Genomic DNA, 18,252 nt, shown 5'->3' with positions numbered 1-18,252 from the left:
GCAGCAAGTACTTGACCCGAACGGTTAAATGCAATCGTATGGGGTCGTTGGGTGGGACTGAAGTTATCTGGAGGAAGCAGCCGCCAAGGCTGGCAATCGTCCGATACGTGAGACGAAGAAGATTTCTTCCGGTCTATCCCGACATAAAAATAAAGTATGGGTAACAAAAAAGGCTGCATATCCATGTCCAATAAATTCCTTCCGCTCGTACTCGGCGCTGCTATGGGAGTCGCCGCGACGGCTGCCGGTGCAACGACGCTGGAAGACGTCAAAGCAAAGGGCTTCATCCAATGTGGCGTGAGTCAGGGTCTCCCGGGCTTCTCCAATCCGGATGCTCAGGGGAACTGGACCGGTCTCGACGTTGATCTCTGCCGTGCAATGGCAGCAGCAGTGTTCGGCGATGCGTCCGCTGTAAAATTCACTCCGCTGTCCGCAAAAGAGCGTTTCACCGCTCTGCAGTCCGGCGAAGTTGACGTTCTGTCTCGTAACACCACGTGGACGATGTCCCGTGACACTCAGCTGGGTCTGAACTTTGCTGGCGTGAACTACTACGACGGTCAGGGCTTCATGGTTCGCAAGGACCTCGGTGTCACTTCTGCTCTGGAACTGTCCGGCGCATCTGTTTGCACCAACACCGGTACAACCACCGAGCTGAACGTTGCTGACTACTTCCGTGCCAACAACATGCCGTACGAAATCGTTGCTTTCGAAAAAGCTGACGAAGTTGTTGCTGCATACGACGCTGGCCGTTGTGACGTTTACACCACTGACGCCTCCGGCCTGTACGCTCAGCGCCTGAAGCTGACCAACCCGGGCGACCACATGGTTCTGCCGGAAATCATTTCCAAGGAGCCGCTTGGCCCGGTTGTCCGTCAGGGTGATGATGAGTGGTTCAACATCGCTCGTTGGACGCTGAACGCCATGATCAACGCTGAAGAACTCGGCGTTACCTCCGAAAACGTTGACGAGATGAAGTCTTCCGACAATCCGTCCGTCAAGCGTCTTCTGGGTGTTGAAGGTGCATTTGGTGAAGCCATCGGCGTCTCCAATGACTGGGCTTACAACATCATCAAGAGCGTTGGTAACTACGAAGAAACCTTCAATGCCAACGTTGGTCCGGACACTCCGCTCGGCATCTCCCGCGGCGTGAACGCACTGTGGAACAAAGGCGGCTTCCTGTACGCTCCGCCGGTTCGCTAATCCTCGTTTAGCTTGAGGATTTAAGGGGTTCCGGCGGCTTGCACTGCCGGAACCCTCAATAAATTCCACGCATGAAAAATCGGAAAATACCGATATAGGCGTGGGGGGAACAACTGCTTCAATTGCCGATAGGGGAGCGCGCGCAAGCGTGCAGCAGAAGCAGTTAAAGACGCGAAAGAGGAGAGGCTTCGGGCCGGGCTCTTTCCGTAAAAAACCTGGGCGAGGTTCTATGTCAGTAATGGAGCAGGATTCGGCGGGGGCGCCGGCGCGTGCTTCGCTGGTGAATGATCCCAAAGTGCGCGGGCTGTTCTATCAGCTCGTCTTGATCGGGGCGCTGGTCTCCTTTGGGTATTTTATCGTTACGAACACGATCGACAACCTGGAACGGCAAAACATTGCGTCCGGTTGGTCCTTTCTAGATAACACTGCCGGCTTCGGCATTATTCAGTCGCTTGCGCCATATTCGGAAACTTCGAGCTATGGCCAAGCGATTTTTGTCGGCTTTCTGAACACCGTCCTGGTGGCAGTTGTCGGCATCTTCCTGGCAACCATCATTGGGTTCGTTGTCGGTATCGCGCGGCTATCCAATAACTGGGTGATCAGCAGACTGGCCTATTGCTATGTTGAACTGATCCGCAACGTGCCGCTGCTTCTGCAGATTTTCTTCTGGTATTTCGCGGTGCTCCGCGCTGTTCCGGGGAAACGGGATAAGTGGTCGTTCTTCTTCGACAATTTCCATCTCAACATCGCAGGATTGCGTGGTCCTAAACCAATCTGGGAACCGGGCGCCGAGTTCATCGGTTTTGCCTTGATCCTTGGTATTGTTCTGACTTATCTGGTCAGCCGATGGGCGCACAAGCGTCAGGACGCAACCGGTCAGCAGTTCCCGATGTTCTGGACGGCTCTTGGTCTTATCATCGGACTCCCGGTGATCACGTATTTCGTGACCGGCATGCCGATGTATCTGGAACACCCGAACTTTGTTGAAACCGGCCCGATTCTGCGGCGCGGGTTTGAGCTGAATGTCGGTTTCAATCTGATTCCGGAATTCCTGGCTCTGACATTGGCGTTGTCGATTTACACGGCCGCGTTCATTGCCGAAATTGTGCGAGCCGGTATTCAGGCCGTCAGCCACGGCCAGACCGAGGCCGCGCATGCCCTGGGGCTGCGTCAGGGGCCGACCTTGCGTCTGGTGATCATTCCGCAGGCAATGCGCGTGATCATTCCGCCGCTCACCAGTCAGTATTTGAATCTGACCAAAAACTCGTCGCTTGCTGTTGCGATTGCCTTCCCGGATCTCGTGTCCGTTGGCGGGACCGTTCTCAACCAGACCGGTCAGGCCATCGAAATTATCGCAATCTGGATGGCAGTCTATCTGTCGCTCAGTTTGATCACTTCGGCATTCATGAACTGGTACAACCAGCGCATGGCGCTCGTGGAACGGTAAGGAGCGCAACATGTCGACGAATAACAATACGTTTCAAATAAGAACCGAGGAGGCACCGCTTCTGCCGGCGCCGGTCTCGACCACCGGTGTCATTGGCTGGATGCGGAAGAACCTTTTCTCATCCATCTCCAACGCCGTTCTTACCTTCATCGGTATCCTGATCGCCTATTCGATCATAGCTCCTTTCATCCAGTTCGCATTTGTTGATGCGGTCTGGACGGGTGATAATCGTGAGGCGTGCCTGCCGCAGGACGGTGGTCACAGCGGTGCTTGCTGGGCCTATGTGGAGGCATATTTCCCGCAGTTCATTTACGGACGCTACCCGACCGATGAGATCTGGCGGGTAAACATCGTCTATGCGCTGTTTGCACTTCTACTGGTGCCGCTTGCCATGCCGAGCGCTCCTTACAAAAGAACAAACGCAATTTTGTTCCTGATCGTTTTCCCGATCGTTGCCTACTTCCTGCTGACCGGCCTGGTCATCGGCGGTGCGGTAATTCTTCCGATCGTTGAAACGGCTGTTTGGGGTGGTCTGCTGGTCACGTTGGTCATTGCCGTAACCGGTATTGTTGCCTCGCTGCCGCTCGGTGTTGCCCTGGCACTTGGACGCCGTTCGCAAATGCCGATCATCAAGCTGGTTTCGATTATCTTCATCGAATTCTGGCGGGGTGTTCCGCTGATCACGGTTCTGTTCATGTCTTCCGTGATGCTGCCGCTCTTCCTTCCCGAAGGCGTTACCTTCGACAAGCTTCTGCGCGTCCTTATCGGAGTGACGCTGTTCTCCGCCGCGTATATGGCGGAAGTGGTGCGCGGTGGCCTGCAGGCAATTCCCAAGGGGCAATATGAAGGTGCAATGGCTCTGGGCCTGCGGTTCTGGCCGATGATGTATCTCATCATCCTGCCCCAGGCGCTCAAGCTCGTGATCCCGGGTATCGTCAACACCTTTATTGGTCTTTTCAAGGACACGACACTGGTCCTGATCGTCGGCATGTTCGACCTTCTCGGTCAGATTCAGTCCTCGTTCACCGACCCGACCTGGTCGACGCCAAGCCAAGGACACACAGGCTATCTGTTTGCCGCCATCGTGTTCTTCGTCTTCTGCTTCGGCATGTCACGGTACTCCATCTTCATGGAGAAACGGCTGCATACGGGACACAAACGCTAGGGACATACCCCCGGGGCGCGCGGGTATTAACGCAGCGCCCCGGACAACAGAATTTCTGGAGTAAATAAACTCATGACTGAGAATGCTGTAAACGCGGAAGAGCTTGCCGCCGATCGTTCGAAGATGAAGATCTCCGACACTGACGTCGCGATTGAAATCAAGACCATGAACAAGTGGTACGGCGATTTCCATGTGCTTCGCGACATCAATCTGAAAGTTATGCGCGGCGAGCGTATCGTTATTTGCGGGCCTTCCGGTTCGGGCAAATCCACCATGATCCGTTGCATCAATCGCCTGGAGGAACACCAGGCAGGCCAGATTATGGTTGACGGGATTGAGCTGACAAACGACCTGAAAAAGATCGATGAAATCCGCCGTGAAGTCGGCATGTGCTTCCAGCACTTCAACCTGTTTCCGCATCTGACAATCCTGGAAAACTGCACGCTGGCTCCGATCTGGGTTCGCAAGATGCCGAAAAAGGAAGCCGAAGAGATTGCGATGCACTACCTGGAGCGCGTCAAGATTCCTGAGCAGGCACTAAAGTATCCCGGTCAGCTTTCCGGTGGACAGCAGCAGCGTGTGGCGATTGCCCGGTCGCTGTGCATGAACCCGAAGATCATGCTGTTCGATGAGCCGACTTCGGCGCTCGATCCGGAAATGATCAAGGAAGTTCTCGACGTTATGGTCGGTCTCGCTGAAGAAGGCATGACCATGCTCTGCGTGACCCACGAAATGGGTTTTGCGCGCAAGGTTGCAAACCGCGTTATCTTCATGGATGCCGGACAGATTGTTGAACAGAACGAGCCGGAGCCGTTCTTCACCAATCCGCAGCATGAGCGTACGAAGCTGTTCCTCAGCCAGATCCTGCATCACTGATCCAGGGTGAAGGACAAATTCGTGATCAAGTTGACCCGTAAGGTTTTTCTCGGAGTTTTCTTGATTGCGATGGTCGTTGTAGTTGGCATGGGCCTCGGCACATTGGTGCCGAGGCCCATTGCATTTTCTGCAAAGGCAGACGACCAGGATCGGCCGTCAAGTGAGAAACGGCGGATATTGGTGCTTTCAAATCCCATCCACACCGACATCGCCTTGCCCGCTGATCCCGACGTCTTGAAGGCAATGAACTTTGTTTCGGACGCCGGGTTGGAGCTGGATTACCCCGGCGTTTTCTGGATTGTCTTTGGGTGGGGAAGCCGGTCCTTTTACGTCGAAACTCCGACCTGGGCAGACTTGAAGGTAAAACCGGTACTTGATGCGTTTACGTGGGACCGATCGGTCATGCATGTCCGCAGGGCAGGTGCCATTTCATCCGATATGCCGGACGTTCGCGCAGTTGAACTGACCGAAGAGGATTTTTCGATACTGCTTCAGGAGATCCGAGGCAGTTTTCAGTCTGAAGACGGCTTGCCTCCTCAAGAGATACCAGGCGCAGCCTATGATGCGCATGACATGTTTTTCCCGGCCGTTGGTGGCTTCAATGCGTTGATGGGCTGTAACACCTGGACAGCGCGAATGTTGCGCCTGGCGGGCCTCAAGACAGGCTTCTGGACACCCTTGCCTCTAACGCTTGACCTGTCCTTGGATCTGCACAATTCCCTATAGGTCAGTTGCCGGTCGAAGCCGGGACGATCTTGTCGACTGCGCTTTCCGCCAGAGCCTTCAAAACGCCTGGAGCTTCGCCGGCGCGGGCGCGGATGGACAGACCGTGCAGGATCAGAGCCAGGTGTTGCGCCGCCTCCTTTATGTCCGTTTCGGCCATGGAACCCTGGGTTTCGTGGCGGATAAGGCTTGCAATGCCTTTGTCCATGCGCGTAATAACTGCGTCAAGCGCTTCGCGGAACTCGGCATCCTGTACGGCCTCCGTCTGCAAGGTTGAGATTGCGAGACAGCCGTAAGGAGCGCCATTCAGTTCGGTTTGCCCGGTATAGAGATCTATTGCAGCTGCAAGAATGGCCTTGAGGCGTGGCCTCACGCCAGTGGCTTTTCCTCCTGCCTCTCTCAGGTAGATATGCATCCGGTCGGCAAATCGGTCGACGATTGTCAGGTACATGTCTTTCTTGCTGCCAAAGGCCGAATAGAGACTGGGTCTGTTTAGTCCGGTCACTTCAGCAATCTGATCCAGACTTGTCGCCGCGTACCCGTTTTTCCAGAACACCTGCATGATCTGATCAAGGGTTTCATCTTCATCAAATTTGCGAGGCCTGCCTCGCTTCGTTCCCGTTTTCATTTTTTACCAACTCGCACAAAAAGATCGACCTGTCTATTTTTATGCGATACGGTACAAAAATGGAGATAATTATGGAGGCTTTTTGTGTGATGTCTGAAAATGATGCGCCCTTGGGGACGGTGAAGTGGGGACGGCGCACCGGGTCTTTCAGCAAGGGGCGGTTGACGCGTTCAGAAAAGGTCAAGGTGTTGATGAACCTCGCTCGGATCTCTTCGCTTGAAGCGAGGGACGTTATCCTCGATCGTCTTGGGTTGATAAAAGCCTATGGAACCGATCTGGAAGGATTGCAGCCGCCTGACACAACGCTTGTGCGTGACGCATTCGACTTTGCCGACGATGTCCAGGGAATTGAGCTCATGCGCCACAGTTGGCGGACCTATTACTGGGCAATGCTGTTGGCGGGTTATCGGAAACTCGATGTAGACCGGGAATTGCTCTTCGCCGCTGCGATTCTTCATGATGTGGGGCTGGCTCGAGGAAGAGCCTCAGAACCGAAGGATTGTTGTTTTGTCGTCTATGGAGCCGAACGCTGCAAGCATCATCTTGTGGGGCAGGGACATGACAGGCAGAAAGTTGGAAAAATTGCAGATGCAATCGGGCTGCATTTGAACGGATACGTCTCAAGCCGGGTTTATGGTGCAGAAGCACACCTTCTGTCCCGTGGTGCCATGTGCGACGTGTTTGGAATGGGCCGGCGCCGGATCGACAAGTCTTTGCGACGCCGGGTACTGGAAGAACATCCCAAGGGGGACTTGCGGCAGGAACTTGAAATATGGCCCGGCCACCATCTTGCCGGATCCAGAGGAGATTTTCTTATCCGCCTTGGGGATAGAAGCAAGCCGTCGACCGATGTGGCAGGTGTGCCGCAGACGGGTGACTAGCCTTTGCCGGTATTGTGTGAAAGGCCGGTCCGAACTTGCTGAACGGACCGGCCGCCTCATTTGGCGAGTCGCGGTCTAGCCTATGACCACTTCAGTGTCCTCCCTGGCACCCCACTCAGACCATGAACCATCGTAAAGGGCGAGATCTCGTGCGCCCAAAACGGTCAGTCCAAGTGTCAGAATTGCCGCGGTTACCCCTGAGCCGCATGTCGTGGTGACTGGTTTTTCCAGGTCCACACCGGCTTCCTTGTAGATTGCCAGCAACTCATCCTTGGAGCGGAAAGTTCCGTTTTCGGTGATCAGTTGAGTGAATGGCAGGTTCAGTGCAGTTGGCATGTGTCCCGCGCGAAGTCCTGCGCGGGGCTCTGGTGCATCTCCTGAGAAACGGTCTGCGGATCTGGCGTCAAGGATCTGTCTGGAGCCTGATGCAATCACATTCCGAACATGATTTATGTCTGCCACAGCGCCATGGTTGAGCCGGGAGGTGAAGTGGCTTTGCACGCGGCGTGGCGCTTGATCCTCGACCTCTCGATTTTCCGCACGCCATTTGGGGAATCCGCCATCAAGAACGAACACACGTTCTGCTCCCATGCTACGTAAGGTCCACCAGACGCGCGGTGCGGAATAGAATCCGAAGTCATCATAGACGACGAGCGTCTGACCGTCCCCGATCCCGAGCTTTCGCATCGCTGATGAAAATACGTGCGGTGCCGGAAGCATGTGCGGGAGGTCGGTGTCTTTCTCGCAGATTTCGTTTACGTCGAAAAACACGGCGCCAGGAATATGGGCATGGGGATAAACCGGTGGAGCATCAGGGTGCGTGACCGGCGGCATCCAGGCATTGATGACGACCAGGTCCGGAGACGAAAGGTGTTCGGCCAGCCATTGGGTGGATACGAGTGGATGATCGGACATTACCTCTCCTTAGTCTTCATAAAGGCCCTTGGACTTGTGCCAATCTTCAATGGACAAGTCCGGGTATTTCGAAAAATGAATGTGACCGGGACCCTCGGGCACATCGATCCAATCCGGTTTGTAGTCAAGCATGATATGGACGGTCTCGGGTGGCTTTGGCAATACGGTATCGATTGCGCCGGCATGAGGATGGATCAACCCCGGCCAACGTGGGTCCCAGACCCAAACGTGCGAGCCGCAGAACTTGCAGAAATGCCGCTCCGCCTGACTGACCTTGCCGTCTATGACCGCATTGTAGGTTTCTTTTGCTTCTGCACCTTGAATCTTGAGACTGCCGGCATCCGCCATCAGGTTTATGGCATACCCTCCGCTGCCACCGATCTTTCGGCAGATGGAGCAGTAACATCGCATATAGGGGTAGGGGGTTTTGCTTTCCATCTCGAATTCAATGGCACGGCAATGACAACTTCCTGATAGTTTCATTTCCCCCTCCCGGCATCAAGCGCCTGTTGGTATGGCTTGTCAGTCCGTCAACCTTATGCGCACACGTCTGTTCTGTTTGCCTTTCTTCTCGGTTTTTCCGAGAGAAAGAGGCCCGATCTCGGATGTCTGTGAAACATGCGTTCCGCCACAAGGTTGCAAGTCGACGTCGGTGCCGATTCGAACCAGCCTGACTCGACCGGAGCCACGCGGCGGTTTTACCGACATGGTCTTGACCAGGCCCGGATTGGCGTCGAGTTCTTCATCAGTGATCCATTCCGACCTGACTTCATGATCTCCTGCAGCAAGTGCATTCAGCTTTTCAAGCAGCGCTTCCTTGTCGACCGTTTCATCGCCCATGTCGAAATCCAACCGACCCTCAGTTTCCCCGATCTGGCCACCGGTAACTGGAAACGGAAGAGCAACGGACAGAAGATGCAATGCGGTGTGAACCCGCATCAAACGGTAGCGGCGGGCCCAGTCGATATGGGCTGTCAGATTTGTTCCCGGTGCGGGAAGTGTCTGACCTTCAGCCGGAACATGAACGATTGTGGTTTTGTCGTCATCGTAGACCGTCGTTGCTATCTCGATCCTGTTCCCGTCTTCAAACTCAAGGTAGCCGCTATCTCCCGGCTGACCGCCACCCATTGCATAAAATACGGTCCTGTCGAGTATGATGCCGCCCCGATCGTTCACGCCCAACATTTCAGCTTCGCAAGTTCGGAGATAGGTGTCGTCGCGAAACAATGGGGTGGTCATTAGTGTCTCCTTCCAAAATAGAAAGTTATGAAGAGCAGATCAGCCCACATCCCGCAATCGCACAAACACCCGAAGGAGTACTCTCGCTGAAAGAAGGGACAGCTCCTGAAGAACGCATTTGAAGCTAGGACCGGAAACAGGCGTCCATGACGATGGTTGCTGCTGCCATGTTACCCATGTGAATGGCCGTCGGTGTGTTTTGATGTCCGCCATAGGTCATGTCACCGGCAGCATAGATCCCTGGAACTGTTGTCCTGAAACCTTCGTCAATCGCAATGTAACCCGTTTCGGTGAGTGAAACATCGAGCCTTGAAACAAGATCGACCTGTTTCTGATGAGGGAAAATCAGCATGCACTCCAGATCGAACCGGTTTCCGTCGGGCAACTCGACACCGGACAACGTCTCGTTTTCGATCAAAACCTTGGTCGGCAAGTCGGATACGAGCGTCATGCCCATGCCGGAAAGTTGCTGACGGCGTTCCTCATGCACCGAAATCGATGGATCAAGAAAGTAGGTAATGTCGGACGTCCAGTTTCGATAGATTTCCGCAGCATCAATGACTTCAGGGCGATGGGCATAAATGCCCCACTTCTGGTCCTTCCACTCATAGCCGTGGCAGAAAGGGCAATTGATGATGCTTCGCCCCCAACACTCTTCAAGACCAACCAGAGAAGGAAGGGTATCTTGCATGCCCGTCGCCAGCAAAACGACCTGAGCCGTCAATTGACTGCCGTCGCCGAGCCGAACAATGAAGTCGCCGCCTCGTTGCTGAACATCTATGACATCTTCATCGAGAAAACGGGCAAAGGGGTAGGAAAGTATATCCCGGCGCATTTCGGCGCGTACTTCCGCGGGCACTCTGTGGTCCAGAGCAGGCAGTGCGGCGACAATGGGAGAAGCTGCGTTTCTTGGAGGTTTGACTGTGTTCAACACAGTCGTTTTGAACATGGAGCGGGAAAGTGTCAAAGCCGCCGCTAGCCCCGAAGGGCCGCCACCAATGATAGCAACCTGTGTGTCCATTGACTTACCTCCACTCTCGCACGGCACTTCGTTCGACGACAGAAAGGAGCGCCAGTTCAAACAGCAAACCCCGGAATGCTTAACTGGTCAAAGAAAACTGCAATTTAGAGTATCGGAGACAGCAGTCTTGCACCCTGAGCAAGCACTCGAAACAGATAGCTTTGCGACTGAAACGCATCCGGCCAGGTGAGTTTCGTATTCTGAAAATCGGTTTCCAGCATTTTTTCAACGTTGCGGATCATGCGTTCATGCGTGAACCAGAGCGTAAGCTCGAAATTGATTTGAAAGGATCTGTTGTCGAAGTTGACTGTGCCGATCGAGACAAGGTCATCATCAAGTAGCGTGACTTTCTGGTGCAGGAAGCCATCCGTGTAGCGATAGACCTTCACGCCTCTTTGAACGAGAGTGTCCTCGTAGGCGTGACTGGCGAGCCAGACCGTCCAATGATCACGTTTTTCCGGCAACATGATACGAACATCCACGCCGCGCATCGCCGCAGAACAGAGTGCAGTCTGAACATCCAGCGAGGGCACCAGGTAAGGGGTGGTGATCCAGAAACGTCTCTTCGCCTGCGCAGCAGCCTCAACGAACGCGATCGCGCATTCCTCCAGCTTGTCCGCAGGACCCGTCGGCATCACCAGAACAGCCTCGTCGCCCGGCATCGGAATTTCGTTGACCTGTGGAAGCTCGATCCGCTCCCCGCTTGCCCATAGCCAGTCCTCGACAAAGGAAAGGGCGCAGGCAACAGCCGCAGGTCCTTCGACCCTCACATGCGTGTCCCGCCAGCGGCCAAACCATTTGTCACGTCCGACATATTGGTCGGCTACGTTGTGGCCCCCGACAAATGCTTCACGGTAGTCTGTAACCACAAGTTTGCGATGGTTGCGGTAATTCAACCGCATGGGACCAAGCAGACGCAGAAATTTGTGGTTCTCGTTGAAACCGCAGACTTCGACACCCGCTCGTTTCAACCTGTCGAGAAACGCGTGAGGCAGTGAATGACTTCCCACATCATCGTAGAGGAGACAGACACGCACGCCGTCTTTCGCGCGAGCGATAAGTGCGTCTGCCATTTCCCGTCCGAGCTTGTCGTCGTGAATGGTGAAGAACTGGAAGAAAATGACGTGGCGCGCACGTGCGATTGCTTCCTTGATTGCGGTGAATGTGGCATCTCCGTCAATGAACAGATCAGCCTTGTTGCCGGCAAGAAACGGTACGCCCGCAACTCGCGACAGGACCGGCCATTCCCGGGTTTCCTCGTGATCCGTCAACCCGAGTTCATCCGCTCTTCTTGCTCTTTCGGTACGACCCAGGGTGGCCTGGATCTTTGCGTAGTCCGAAAACGAGCGCCACCCGAAGACAAAATAGAGCGGGACTGTCAGATAGGGCAGGAAGAACAACGAGAGAAGCCAGGCGACCGAACCTTGCGACGTGCGCGAGTTCATTACCTCTCTGACCGCACAGATCCCCGCCGTGATGTACATGGCCGCGACAAAGGCCGCGACCAGTCCGAGATTGTTGGCCATGATGTCCAGTATGCCGACATCGGCCACAGCGTCCTGGATCACCGCTTTCGCTGCGGCGTCGTCTTTGGCTAGCGTTGGATCACCGGGCTCCATATGGCAATGGTCTGTTCAGCCTGATCAGGCGAAGGGTGGTTCGATGGTTACGGGCCGCTCCAGCCACTCCGGAATCGGGAGATTTTTGGAACGCAGGAATTCCGGATTATAGAGCTTCGACTGCGAGCGCGTACCGTGATCGCACAAGATCGTGACAATGGTCTTGCCGGGACCCACTTCTTTTGCGAGACGCAAGGCACCGGCAAGATTGATCGCGGTTGATCCTCCAAGCAGGAGGCCTTCGTTCTGCGCAACGTCGAAAACGAGCGGCAGAGCTTCTTCGTCGGAAATTGTCCAGGCGTGGTCGACTTTTACATCGTGCACGATCGGAGTGCTGCGGCCTAGGCCGATACCTTCAGAGATCGATCCGCCTTCAGACGCCTTGGCTTCTCCGGTTGTGAAGAGCGACTGCATTGCCGCACCACGTGGGTCGGCGCAACCGATAACGATGCCGGGTTTCTTTTCCTGAAGGTAAGTGGAAACGCCGGCGAGCGTGCCGCCGGAACCAACGGCACAGATAAAGCCGTCTACCTTGCCGCCGGTCTGTTCGAATATTTCAGGTCCGGTTGTGAGATAGTGAGCCTTCCGGTTGTCCAGATTGTTCCACTGGTCAGCAAAAATGGCGCCATTCGGTTCTGTCTTGGCTATTTCCTCAGCGAGGCGGCGGGCGACGTGCTGATAGTTGTTCGGGTCCTTGAATGGCTTTGCGGGAACCTCGATCAATTCGGCGCCGCACAGGCGCAGCATATCTTTCTTTTCCTGGGTCTGGGTCTCAGGAATGACAATCACCGTCCTGTAGCCACGTGCGCTTGCGACAAGAGCAAGCCCGATACCGGTGTTTCCGGCGGTACCTTCCACGATGACTCCCCCAGGTCTGAGGTCGCCTCTTGCCTCGGCTTCGAGGATCATTTGCCGGGCAGGGCGATCCTTGACGGATTGTCCGGGATTCATGAATTCGGCTTTGCCAAGAATCTCGCAGCCCGTTTCTTCTGACAGGGCTTTCAATCGGATCAGGGGCGTGTTGCCGATCGCGTCGACAACGGAAGCGGACACAGACATGTAATCATTCCTGGCTGATCCGGTCTGTTTCTACGGCAGACCGGATAAAATCTGATGAGGACTGGACGCTAATGGTCCAGTCCAAAGGGATCAAGCTTGCAATGTAAGGCATCACCGCCGGAATACCAGCGTCTGAGACCCAGGAGCGTTTGTTTTCCCGTACGTTGATTGAAAGTTGTCGCTGAGTTGTTCTGCAGGAGACCTAGATCAAAATTCAAAAACCAATATTTATGGTGTAAGAGTTGATCTACAGGCTGCTGTGTAACGTATCGGCGTTAGAGCAACCTGGACACCCGGAGATTGATGAGAGCGGTAATGGAAAAGAATGTGACTGGCATGGATGAGTTACTGGCCGGATACGCGGCTGGAACATTGTCCTTTCCGGCACAAGCGCTTGTCGGAGCACATCTGGAACTGAGCGATCAGAACCGAGGCTACGTATCTTCCCTGGAAGCAATGGCCGGTGCCGGCCTGGACGAAGTCGAACCGGTCGCTCTGTCGGACCGCGATGCAACGCTTTCAGCTATCTTCAATTCCAATGCTCCAATCCTCAACGAAATCGTGACGGCGAATGAGACCGCGGGACAAGGAGAAGTTCCTGAGTCCTTGCATTCCATTGTTGGTTCTTCATTGGCAGAATTGCCCTGGAAAACACTTCTTCCAGGTGTCAAGGAATGCAAATTCGGTGAAATAGACGGCTGTTCGAGCAGCTTGTTGTGGGTGAGGGCTGGCCGTGCAATGCCGTCGCATACCCACCACGGGACCGAATTGACGCTTGTCCTCAAAGGCGGGTTCCGTGACGAGGATGGCCACTTTGTCGTGGGCGATGTTGCTTATGCCGACGGTGAGGTGGACCACAAGCCCATTGCGGACGATGGCGAAGACTGCATCTGTTTCGCAGTTACGGCCGGGCGCTTGCAATTGACCGGGCCTGTCGGCCGCTGGTTTGCACCTTTTATCAGATAAGCACAAATCCGGCTCACGGCCTTGATGCGTAAACAACGCATCGGGTTAAGGAGACTGGTTTGCATATGAACACGTTTGCGGCACAGCCAGAAGACGGCAGCGCCTGGGTGACAGGGGCAAGTTCCGGAATTGGAAGAGCTCTTGCGCTTGATCTGGCGAGGTTCGGATGGGTCGTTGCGGTCACTGCGAGATCTGCTGATGCGCTTTTTGCTCTCCAGCACGAGGCACGGGATCTTCCGGGGGCAATCGAACCTTTTCCGGGAGACGTATCCGACACTGAAGCCATGGCCGGCTGTGCCGGGATGATTCATGAAAGGCTCGGCCAAATTGCGCTTCTTGTCGCCAATGCAGGCGTGTACTTGCCTCAAGACGGTCTGAATGCAGATGCCGATGCATTCCGCACGAGTTTCGAAGTCAATCTGATGGGAACGGTCAACGTTCTGTTGCCGGCGATTGCTTCGATGAAGAAAGCGGGCAAAGGACAGATTGCGATCGTTTCATCGGTCGCAGGATATACAGGATTGCCGACTTCCTCGGCGTATGGAGCAACCAAGGCAGGCTTGATCAATCTGGCCGAATCTTTGAAGTTTGACCTGGATAGAAGCGGAATTCGCCTTCAGGTTATCAACCCGGGCTTCGTCGACACGCCGGCCACGAGCAGCAATCCGTTTCCCATGCCTCAATTGCTCTCCGTGGAAGACGCGGTTCGGGAGATCCGCAAAGGGTTGGAACGGCAAAGGAAGTTCGAAATTGCCTTCCCGCGCGCATTTGTCTGGAAATTGAAGCTGCTTAAACTGCTTCCGTACGAACTCTATTTTCCCTTGATCGCGAAGGTGACGGGGTGGAACAAAAAACAGGCCGATTAACGGCCTGTCCATTGCGTGCCCGAAATGCTGGTCAAGACTCAAGGCTCTTTCACATAGACCATTTGACGGACGTCGATGTTTCCTGAGCGAAAACCAGCTTCGCAATAGTGCAGGTAAAATTCCCACAGTCTCTTGAACCGATCGTCAAACCCAAGTGGGCTGATTTGCGGCCAGGCTTGTCTGAACCGTTGACGCCATTCTGCCAGTGTACGCGCGTAGTCCTGACCGAAAATCTTCTGATCAGTGAGGTTCAAGCCGAGGGATTTGCCGATTTCCCGCAGACGGCCTGGCGGCGGCAGCATCCCTCCGGGAAAAATGTAGCGCTGAATAAAGTCGGTACCGCGGCGATAGTCGTCAAACATCCGGTCCTGAATGGTGATGATCTGAAGCCCCGCTTTTCCACCGGGTTTAAGGCACCTTGAAAGCTGCTTGAAATAGGTTGGCCAGTATTTTTCGCCTACGGCTTCAAACATCTCGATGGAAGCTATCCGGTCGAAGACGCCTTTTTCATCGCGGTAGTCTTGAAAAACCACGTCGACTTTTTCCGTCAACCCGGCCTTGAAAATGCGTTCGCGGGCATAGTCAAACTGCTCTTTGGAAATGGTCAGGGCGCGGACATGGGCGCCGACTGTTTTGGCAACATGTTCCGCAAAGCCCCCCCAACCGCATCCGATTTCCAAAACAGTGTGGTTTTCCTCAATGCCGGTCTGACGAACAAGAGATGCATATTTTTCTGCCTGAGCCTGTTCAAGGTTGCTTGCTTCACCGCTGTAAATCGCCGAAGAGTAGGTCATCGACGGATCAAGCCATTCCTTATAGAACTCATTGCCGAGGTCGTAATGCGCTGAAATGTTGCGCTTGGAACCGCGTTTGGTGTTTGAATTGAGCCAGTGGCGAAGCGACATCAGAAGGCGCGTGAAGGGGCGTCCTTGAAGAGCTTCAAGCGTTGATTCCTGGTTGATGCAGAACAGCTCCAGAAAGGTGGTTACATCAGGAGACGACCAGTATCCGGCCATGAACGCTTCGCCGACACCGACATCGCCAGCCTGAACGACCATGCGAAAAAACCGCCAGTCATGAATCTTGAGGACGCCGCTGGGGCCGTTTTCTCGGCCGTGAATGAGGAACGTCCGTCCGTTGGGGAAAGTTATCTGCAGTGATCCGTAACGGATCTTTAGCGCAAGGTTCGCCGCCATTCGTGCAAGCCGGGGGAACCCTTTCATTTCATGGCCGAAATTGTCACTTGTCAGAACAATAGGCTCATTCATCGCAGAACCTCTTGAAATGTCATCTGTTTGACGCCAGCGATATCCAGCGGTTTCTCTTTTCCGGTCCCTTGTTCGTTGCATCTATTGCGGGCCGGGAATGAAATGGTACACGCTTCCGCCAGATTTTAAAGGCTTCCCAATGAATTGCGGCAATAACCTTGAAAGTAAGAAGAGGAACGCGCAGACACTCTTTTAGAATATTTGCCGTCGTTGCTTGCCTGCGTTCTCCGGAAAAAGTCGCTGAAAGCAGTGGTCCGTCGGGGTCCTTTTCCAGGATTCTTACCCTGACAGACTGCCCCGGAGGCAGCATGCGGAAATAGTAGTGCTGCTTCATGCCGATAAAGGGAGAGACGTAAAACGACTTGATGTGATCCTGACGTACACCTGCGTCACTTACCTGATGGGGCTCGAGGGGAACAGTGTAAGTGTGAATGCCCCCGAACGTATTTCGGACCTCGTAAACGATGGCCGAAAGAGCATTACCCGCATCGAATGCGTAGTAGACGCTCAGCGGATTAAAGCCGTATCCAAGAATTCTTGGATATGCCAGCAGCAGGATGCGGGTCGGTGCGGACAGGCCCTTTTGCGTCAGTTGCTCTTCGACATGGCGACGGATGTCGGAGCCGTCTCGTTTGCCGTGGTCTTGCTCATGAAATGACAGCAGATTGAATTTGTTGATCGAAAACAAACCACTGACCTTGTCTGCTTCTCCCAGCCGGTCCAGATCCAGAAGCACCGAGAAGACCGAATAGCTGAAGCGATGTTGTTTCGGCTTCATGCGGTGATGCATCACCGACCCGGTGTAAATCGTGACCGGTGTATCCGGCGCCGGACCATTGTCGCGAACACGGTTGGCGAATGTCCTGCTCATTCTGCGGCTTCCAGAAACTGATGTTGCAATTGTGAAGTTTCCCAGGGCAGGTGCGCGCCCAGGGCCTTCGCGACCTTCAGGCCTGACACCAAGCCGTCCTCGTGAAAACCATGCCCGCCCCAGGCACCGCAGAACCAGGTCCTGTTGACACCCTGAATTTCCTGAAGTCGGTTTTTGCCGGCAAGGGAAGGGGCATCGAATTGCGGATGGTCATAGACATATCTTGCGAAAGTTTTCTCTGCGCAAGGAGCTTGATATGGGTTCAAAGTTACGAAAACCGGTTTGCTGTGATCAAGGTTCTGCAGCCGGTTCATCCAGTAGCTCACGGTGACATCCCGTGTTTCACCGGCGTCCCGATCGGACATGTAGTTCCACGATGCCCAGACACGTTTGCGTTTGGGCATCAGGTTTTCGTCCCGATGAAGATAGACTTCATTGGGCCGGTATCGGATGGACCCGAGGATCTCACGTTCCTGCGCACTTGGGTCTCCCAGCATCGCCAGACTTTGATCCGTGTGGCTGGCGAGGATCACCTGATCGAACACATCCGTGTTGCCGGTAACGTCTTTTACCTGGACACTGCTGTCGTGGCGAAGGATCTCGACCACCCCAGATCCGAGGCGGATTTGGCCTGAGAGAGGCTCCAGCAGCTTTGAAACGTAGTTCTTGCTGCCGCCGGAAATCGTGCGCCACAATGGGCGGTCAAAACCGAGCAATCGATGGTTATCGAAAAAAGCGACGAAACTCTCTGCAGGATAGTCCCGCATTTCGTTTATCGGCGTCGACCAGATAGCTGCTCCCATTGCCAGGAGATAGTCATTTACAAAGCCCGTTGAATAGCCTTCTCGGTCAAGGTAGCCGCCGAGCGTTTCTCCGGCTAACAATCCGGCCTGGAGATCCTTCACCGCTTGTTTGTTGAACCGGAAAATATCGCGCAGCATGAATAGAAATCGGGGCGAGACAAGGTTCTTTCGTTGCGCAAACAGTGCATTCAATGTGTGTCCGGACCATTCGAGCAGACCGTTGTCGGCGGAAAGCGCGAAACTCATGTCGCTGACTTCGCTGGCAACGCCAAGATGGTCCAAAAGAGCAGTAAAGTTCGGATAGTTCATTTCATTATAGACAATGAACCCAGTGTCGACCGACATGGGCGTGCCGTCATAATCGATGTCCGCGGTTGCGCTGTGACCACCAGGTCGTGCTCTCTTTTCATACAGAACCACATCGTGGCTTTTGCTGAGCGCCCAGGCAGCGCTGTTGCCAGAAATGCCGGAACCGATGACAGCAATCCGCATTTTCAATCCTTCAAATTGATCTCATCGACTCCAAGGGGACGGAGACGCGACAAGTGGGGACAGGTTATGTTCTGGATTGCTTACGGTGATCGGAATGGGGTGGATCACGCAGGTTTATGAAATCAAAAAATAAATTGGCCGAGAGGCTCATTTCATCCGCTTCTGAGGGGAGGAACGGCCAGATGTTCATCTGGGCAATCTAACGTAATGGCT

The 18,252-nt window shown here is 54.4% G+C and carries 18 protein-coding genes; 8 read left to right on the top strand and 10 right to left on the bottom strand.

Annotated features, from left to right (window positions below; all coding sequences use genetic code 11):
- The first annotated feature begins 183 nt into the window (after positions 1 to 183).
- The 5 genes from ABLQ08_RS16360 to ABLQ08_RS16340 all read left to right on the top strand — a co-directional run bounded on the left by ABLQ08_RS16360 (position 184) and on the right by ABLQ08_RS16340 (position 5,414).
- The gene (locus ABLQ08_RS16360; protein WP_352944159.1) at positions 184 to 1,200 is read left to right on the top strand and encodes an amino acid ABC transporter substrate-binding protein; all 1,017 of its coding nucleotides are present in this window, start codon (positions 184 to 186) and stop codon (positions 1,198 to 1,200) included.
- 238 nt (positions 1,201 to 1,438) lie between these two features.
- Positions 1,439 to 2,647, top strand: a complete 1,209-nt coding sequence (locus ABLQ08_RS16355) for an amino acid ABC transporter permease (protein ID WP_417714927.1) — start codon at positions 1,439 to 1,441, stop codon at positions 2,645 to 2,647.
- A 10-nt stretch (positions 2,648 to 2,657) separates the two neighbouring features.
- Positions 2,658 to 3,812 carry an amino acid ABC transporter permease gene (locus ABLQ08_RS16350; RefSeq protein ID WP_417714921.1) on the top strand — a complete coding sequence of 385 codons (1,155 nt, stop codon included), beginning with the start codon at positions 2,658 to 2,660 and terminating at the stop codon, positions 3,810 to 3,812.
- Between the two features lie 72 nt (positions 3,813 to 3,884).
- Entirely contained in the window at positions 3,885 to 4,688 is an 804-nt protein-coding gene (locus tag ABLQ08_RS16345) for an amino acid ABC transporter ATP-binding protein (protein WP_352944155.1), read from the top strand.
- 21 nt (positions 4,689 to 4,709) lie between these two features.
- On the top strand, positions 4,710 to 5,414 hold the full coding sequence (locus ABLQ08_RS16340) for a TIGR02117 family protein (protein ID WP_352944153.1): 705 nt from the start codon (positions 4,710 to 4,712) through the stop codon (positions 5,412 to 5,414).
- Position 5,415: 1 nt separating this feature from the next.
- Here ABLQ08_RS16340 and ABLQ08_RS16335 read toward each other — a convergent pair whose 3' ends face one another.
- Positions 5,416 to 6,039, bottom strand: coding sequence for a TetR/AcrR family transcriptional regulator (locus ABLQ08_RS16335; protein WP_352944151.1), 624 nt, complete (start codon positions 6,037 to 6,039; stop codon positions 5,416 to 5,418).
- A gap of 89 nt (positions 6,040 to 6,128) precedes the next feature.
- Here ABLQ08_RS16335 and ABLQ08_RS16330 point away from each other — a divergent pair, with 89 nt between their 5' ends.
- Positions 6,129 to 6,920: an HD domain-containing protein gene (locus ABLQ08_RS16330; RefSeq protein WP_352944149.1), complete on the top strand. Its 792-nt coding sequence runs from the start codon at positions 6,129 to 6,131 to the stop codon at positions 6,918 to 6,920.
- 75 nt (positions 6,921 to 6,995) lie between these two features.
- On the opposite strand, the gene sseA is transcribed toward ABLQ08_RS16330, so the two are convergent.
- From sseA to ABLQ08_RS16300, 6 genes are all read right to left on the bottom strand, one after another.
- A complete protein-coding gene (gene sseA / locus ABLQ08_RS16325; protein WP_352944147.1) occupies positions 6,996 to 7,835 on the bottom strand; it encodes a 3-mercaptopyruvate sulfurtransferase in 840 nt (279 codons plus the stop codon).
- Positions 7,836 to 7,844: 9 nt separating this feature from the next.
- Complete coding sequence (locus ABLQ08_RS16320) at positions 7,845 to 8,318, bottom strand: GFA family protein (protein WP_352944145.1); 474 nt, start codon at positions 8,316 to 8,318, stop codon at positions 7,845 to 7,847.
- Positions 8,319 to 8,357: 39 nt separating this feature from the next.
- Entirely contained in the window at positions 8,358 to 9,074 is a 717-nt protein-coding gene (locus tag ABLQ08_RS16315) for an alanyl-tRNA editing protein (protein WP_352944143.1), read from the bottom strand.
- A gap of 124 nt (positions 9,075 to 9,198) precedes the next feature.
- Positions 9,199 to 10,095, bottom strand: a complete 897-nt coding sequence (locus tag ABLQ08_RS16310) for an NAD(P)/FAD-dependent oxidoreductase (RefSeq protein ID WP_352944141.1) — start codon at positions 10,093 to 10,095, stop codon at positions 9,199 to 9,201.
- Between the two features lie 104 nt (positions 10,096 to 10,199).
- Entirely contained in the window at positions 10,200 to 11,663 is a 1,464-nt protein-coding gene (cls, locus tag ABLQ08_RS16305; RefSeq protein WP_352944139.1) for a cardiolipin synthase, read from the bottom strand.
- Between the two features lie 75 nt (positions 11,664 to 11,738).
- On the bottom strand, positions 11,739 to 12,773 hold the full coding sequence (locus ABLQ08_RS16300; RefSeq protein ID WP_352944137.1) for a cysteine synthase A: 1,035 nt from the start codon (positions 12,771 to 12,773) through the stop codon (positions 11,739 to 11,741).
- Positions 12,774 to 13,088: 315 nt separating this feature from the next.
- Between ABLQ08_RS16300 and ABLQ08_RS16295 the strand changes: the two genes are divergently transcribed.
- Positions 13,089 to 13,739: a ChrR family anti-sigma-E factor gene (locus ABLQ08_RS16295; RefSeq protein ID WP_352944135.1), complete on the top strand. Its 651-nt coding sequence runs from the start codon at positions 13,089 to 13,091 to the stop codon at positions 13,737 to 13,739.
- Positions 13,740 to 13,804: 65 nt separating this feature from the next.
- On the top strand, positions 13,805 to 14,605 hold the full coding sequence (locus ABLQ08_RS16290; RefSeq protein WP_352944133.1) for an SDR family NAD(P)-dependent oxidoreductase: 801 nt from the start codon (positions 13,805 to 13,807) through the stop codon (positions 14,603 to 14,605).
- Between the two features lie 38 nt (positions 14,606 to 14,643).
- On the opposite strand, the gene ABLQ08_RS16285 is transcribed toward ABLQ08_RS16290, so the two are convergent.
- Genes ABLQ08_RS16285 through ABLQ08_RS16275 form a run of 3 tightly spaced genes read right to left on the bottom strand, consistent with a single transcriptional unit; the run spans position 14,644 to position 18,039 of the window.
- Positions 14,644 to 15,873, bottom strand: coding sequence for a cyclopropane-fatty-acyl-phospholipid synthase family protein (locus ABLQ08_RS16285; RefSeq protein WP_352944131.1), 1,230 nt, complete (start codon positions 15,871 to 15,873; stop codon positions 14,644 to 14,646).
- Between the two features lie 19 nt (positions 15,874 to 15,892).
- A complete protein-coding gene (locus tag ABLQ08_RS16280) occupies positions 15,893 to 16,744 on the bottom strand; it encodes a DUF1365 domain-containing protein (RefSeq protein ID WP_352944129.1) in 852 nt (283 codons plus the stop codon).
- The gene (locus tag ABLQ08_RS16275; protein ID WP_352944127.1) at positions 16,741 to 18,039 is read right to left on the bottom strand and encodes an NAD(P)/FAD-dependent oxidoreductase; all 1,299 of its coding nucleotides are present in this window, start codon (positions 18,037 to 18,039) and stop codon (positions 16,741 to 16,743) included. The genes ABLQ08_RS16280 and ABLQ08_RS16275 overlap by 4 nt, the downstream gene beginning before the upstream one ends.
- Positions 18,040 to 18,252: the final 213 nt, after the last annotated feature.

Origin of the sequence: Roseibium sp. SCP14 (genome assembly GCF_040329475.1) — a bacterium.
GTDB lineage: Bacteria > Pseudomonadota > Alphaproteobacteria > Rhizobiales > Stappiaceae > Roseibium.
Note: the sequence above shows the minus strand (reverse complement) of the source record. Positions and strands in the feature narration are given on the sequence as shown.

Excerpts from the sequence above, each read along its gene's own strand:
- ABLQ08_RS16360 (WP_352944159.1), top strand. The coding sequence starts at position 184 with ATGTCCAATAAATTCCTTCCGCTCGTACTCGGCGCTGCTATGGGAGTC.
- ABLQ08_RS16355 (WP_417714927.1), top strand. The coding sequence starts at position 1,439 with ATGGAGCAGGATTCGGCGGGGGCGCCGGCGCGTGCTTCGCTGGTGAAT.
- ABLQ08_RS16350 (WP_417714921.1), top strand. The coding sequence starts at position 2,658 with ATGTCGACGAATAACAATACGTTTCAAATAAGAACCGAGGAGGCACCG.
- ABLQ08_RS16345 (WP_352944155.1), top strand. The coding sequence starts at position 3,885 with ATGACTGAGAATGCTGTAAACGCGGAAGAGCTTGCCGCCGATCGTTCG.
- ABLQ08_RS16335 (WP_352944151.1), bottom strand. The coding sequence starts at position 6,039 with ATGAAAACGGGAACGAAGCGAGGCAGGCCTCGCAAATTTGATGAAGAT.
- ABLQ08_RS16330 (WP_352944149.1), top strand. The coding sequence starts at position 6,129 with ATGTCTGAAAATGATGCGCCCTTGGGGACGGTGAAGTGGGGACGGCGC.
- sseA (WP_352944147.1), bottom strand. The coding sequence starts at position 7,835 with ATGTCCGATCATCCACTCGTATCCACCCAATGGCTGGCCGAACACCTT.
- ABLQ08_RS16320 (WP_352944145.1), bottom strand. The coding sequence starts at position 8,318 with ATGAAACTATCAGGAAGTTGTCATTGCCGTGCCATTGAATTCGAGATG.
- ABLQ08_RS16315 (WP_352944143.1), bottom strand. The coding sequence starts at position 9,074 with ATGACCACCCCATTGTTTCGCGACGACACCTATCTCCGAACTTGCGAA.
- ABLQ08_RS16310 (WP_352944141.1), bottom strand. The coding sequence starts at position 10,095 with ATGGACACACAGGTTGCTATCATTGGTGGCGGCCCTTCGGGGCTAGCG.
- ABLQ08_RS16300 (WP_352944137.1), bottom strand. The coding sequence starts at position 12,773 with ATGTCTGTGTCCGCTTCCGTTGTCGACGCGATCGGCAACACGCCCCTG.
- ABLQ08_RS16295 (WP_352944135.1), top strand. The coding sequence starts at position 13,089 with ATGGAAAAGAATGTGACTGGCATGGATGAGTTACTGGCCGGATACGCG.
- ABLQ08_RS16290 (WP_352944133.1), top strand. The coding sequence starts at position 13,805 with ATGAACACGTTTGCGGCACAGCCAGAAGACGGCAGCGCCTGGGTGACA.
- ABLQ08_RS16285 (WP_352944131.1), bottom strand. The coding sequence starts at position 15,873 with ATGAATGAGCCTATTGTTCTGACAAGTGACAATTTCGGCCATGAAATG.
- ABLQ08_RS16280 (WP_352944129.1), bottom strand. The coding sequence starts at position 16,744 with ATGAGCAGGACATTCGCCAACCGTGTTCGCGACAATGGTCCGGCGCCG.
- ABLQ08_RS16275 (WP_352944127.1), bottom strand. The coding sequence starts at position 18,039 with ATGCGGATTGCTGTCATCGGTTCCGGCATTTCTGGCAACAGCGCTGCC.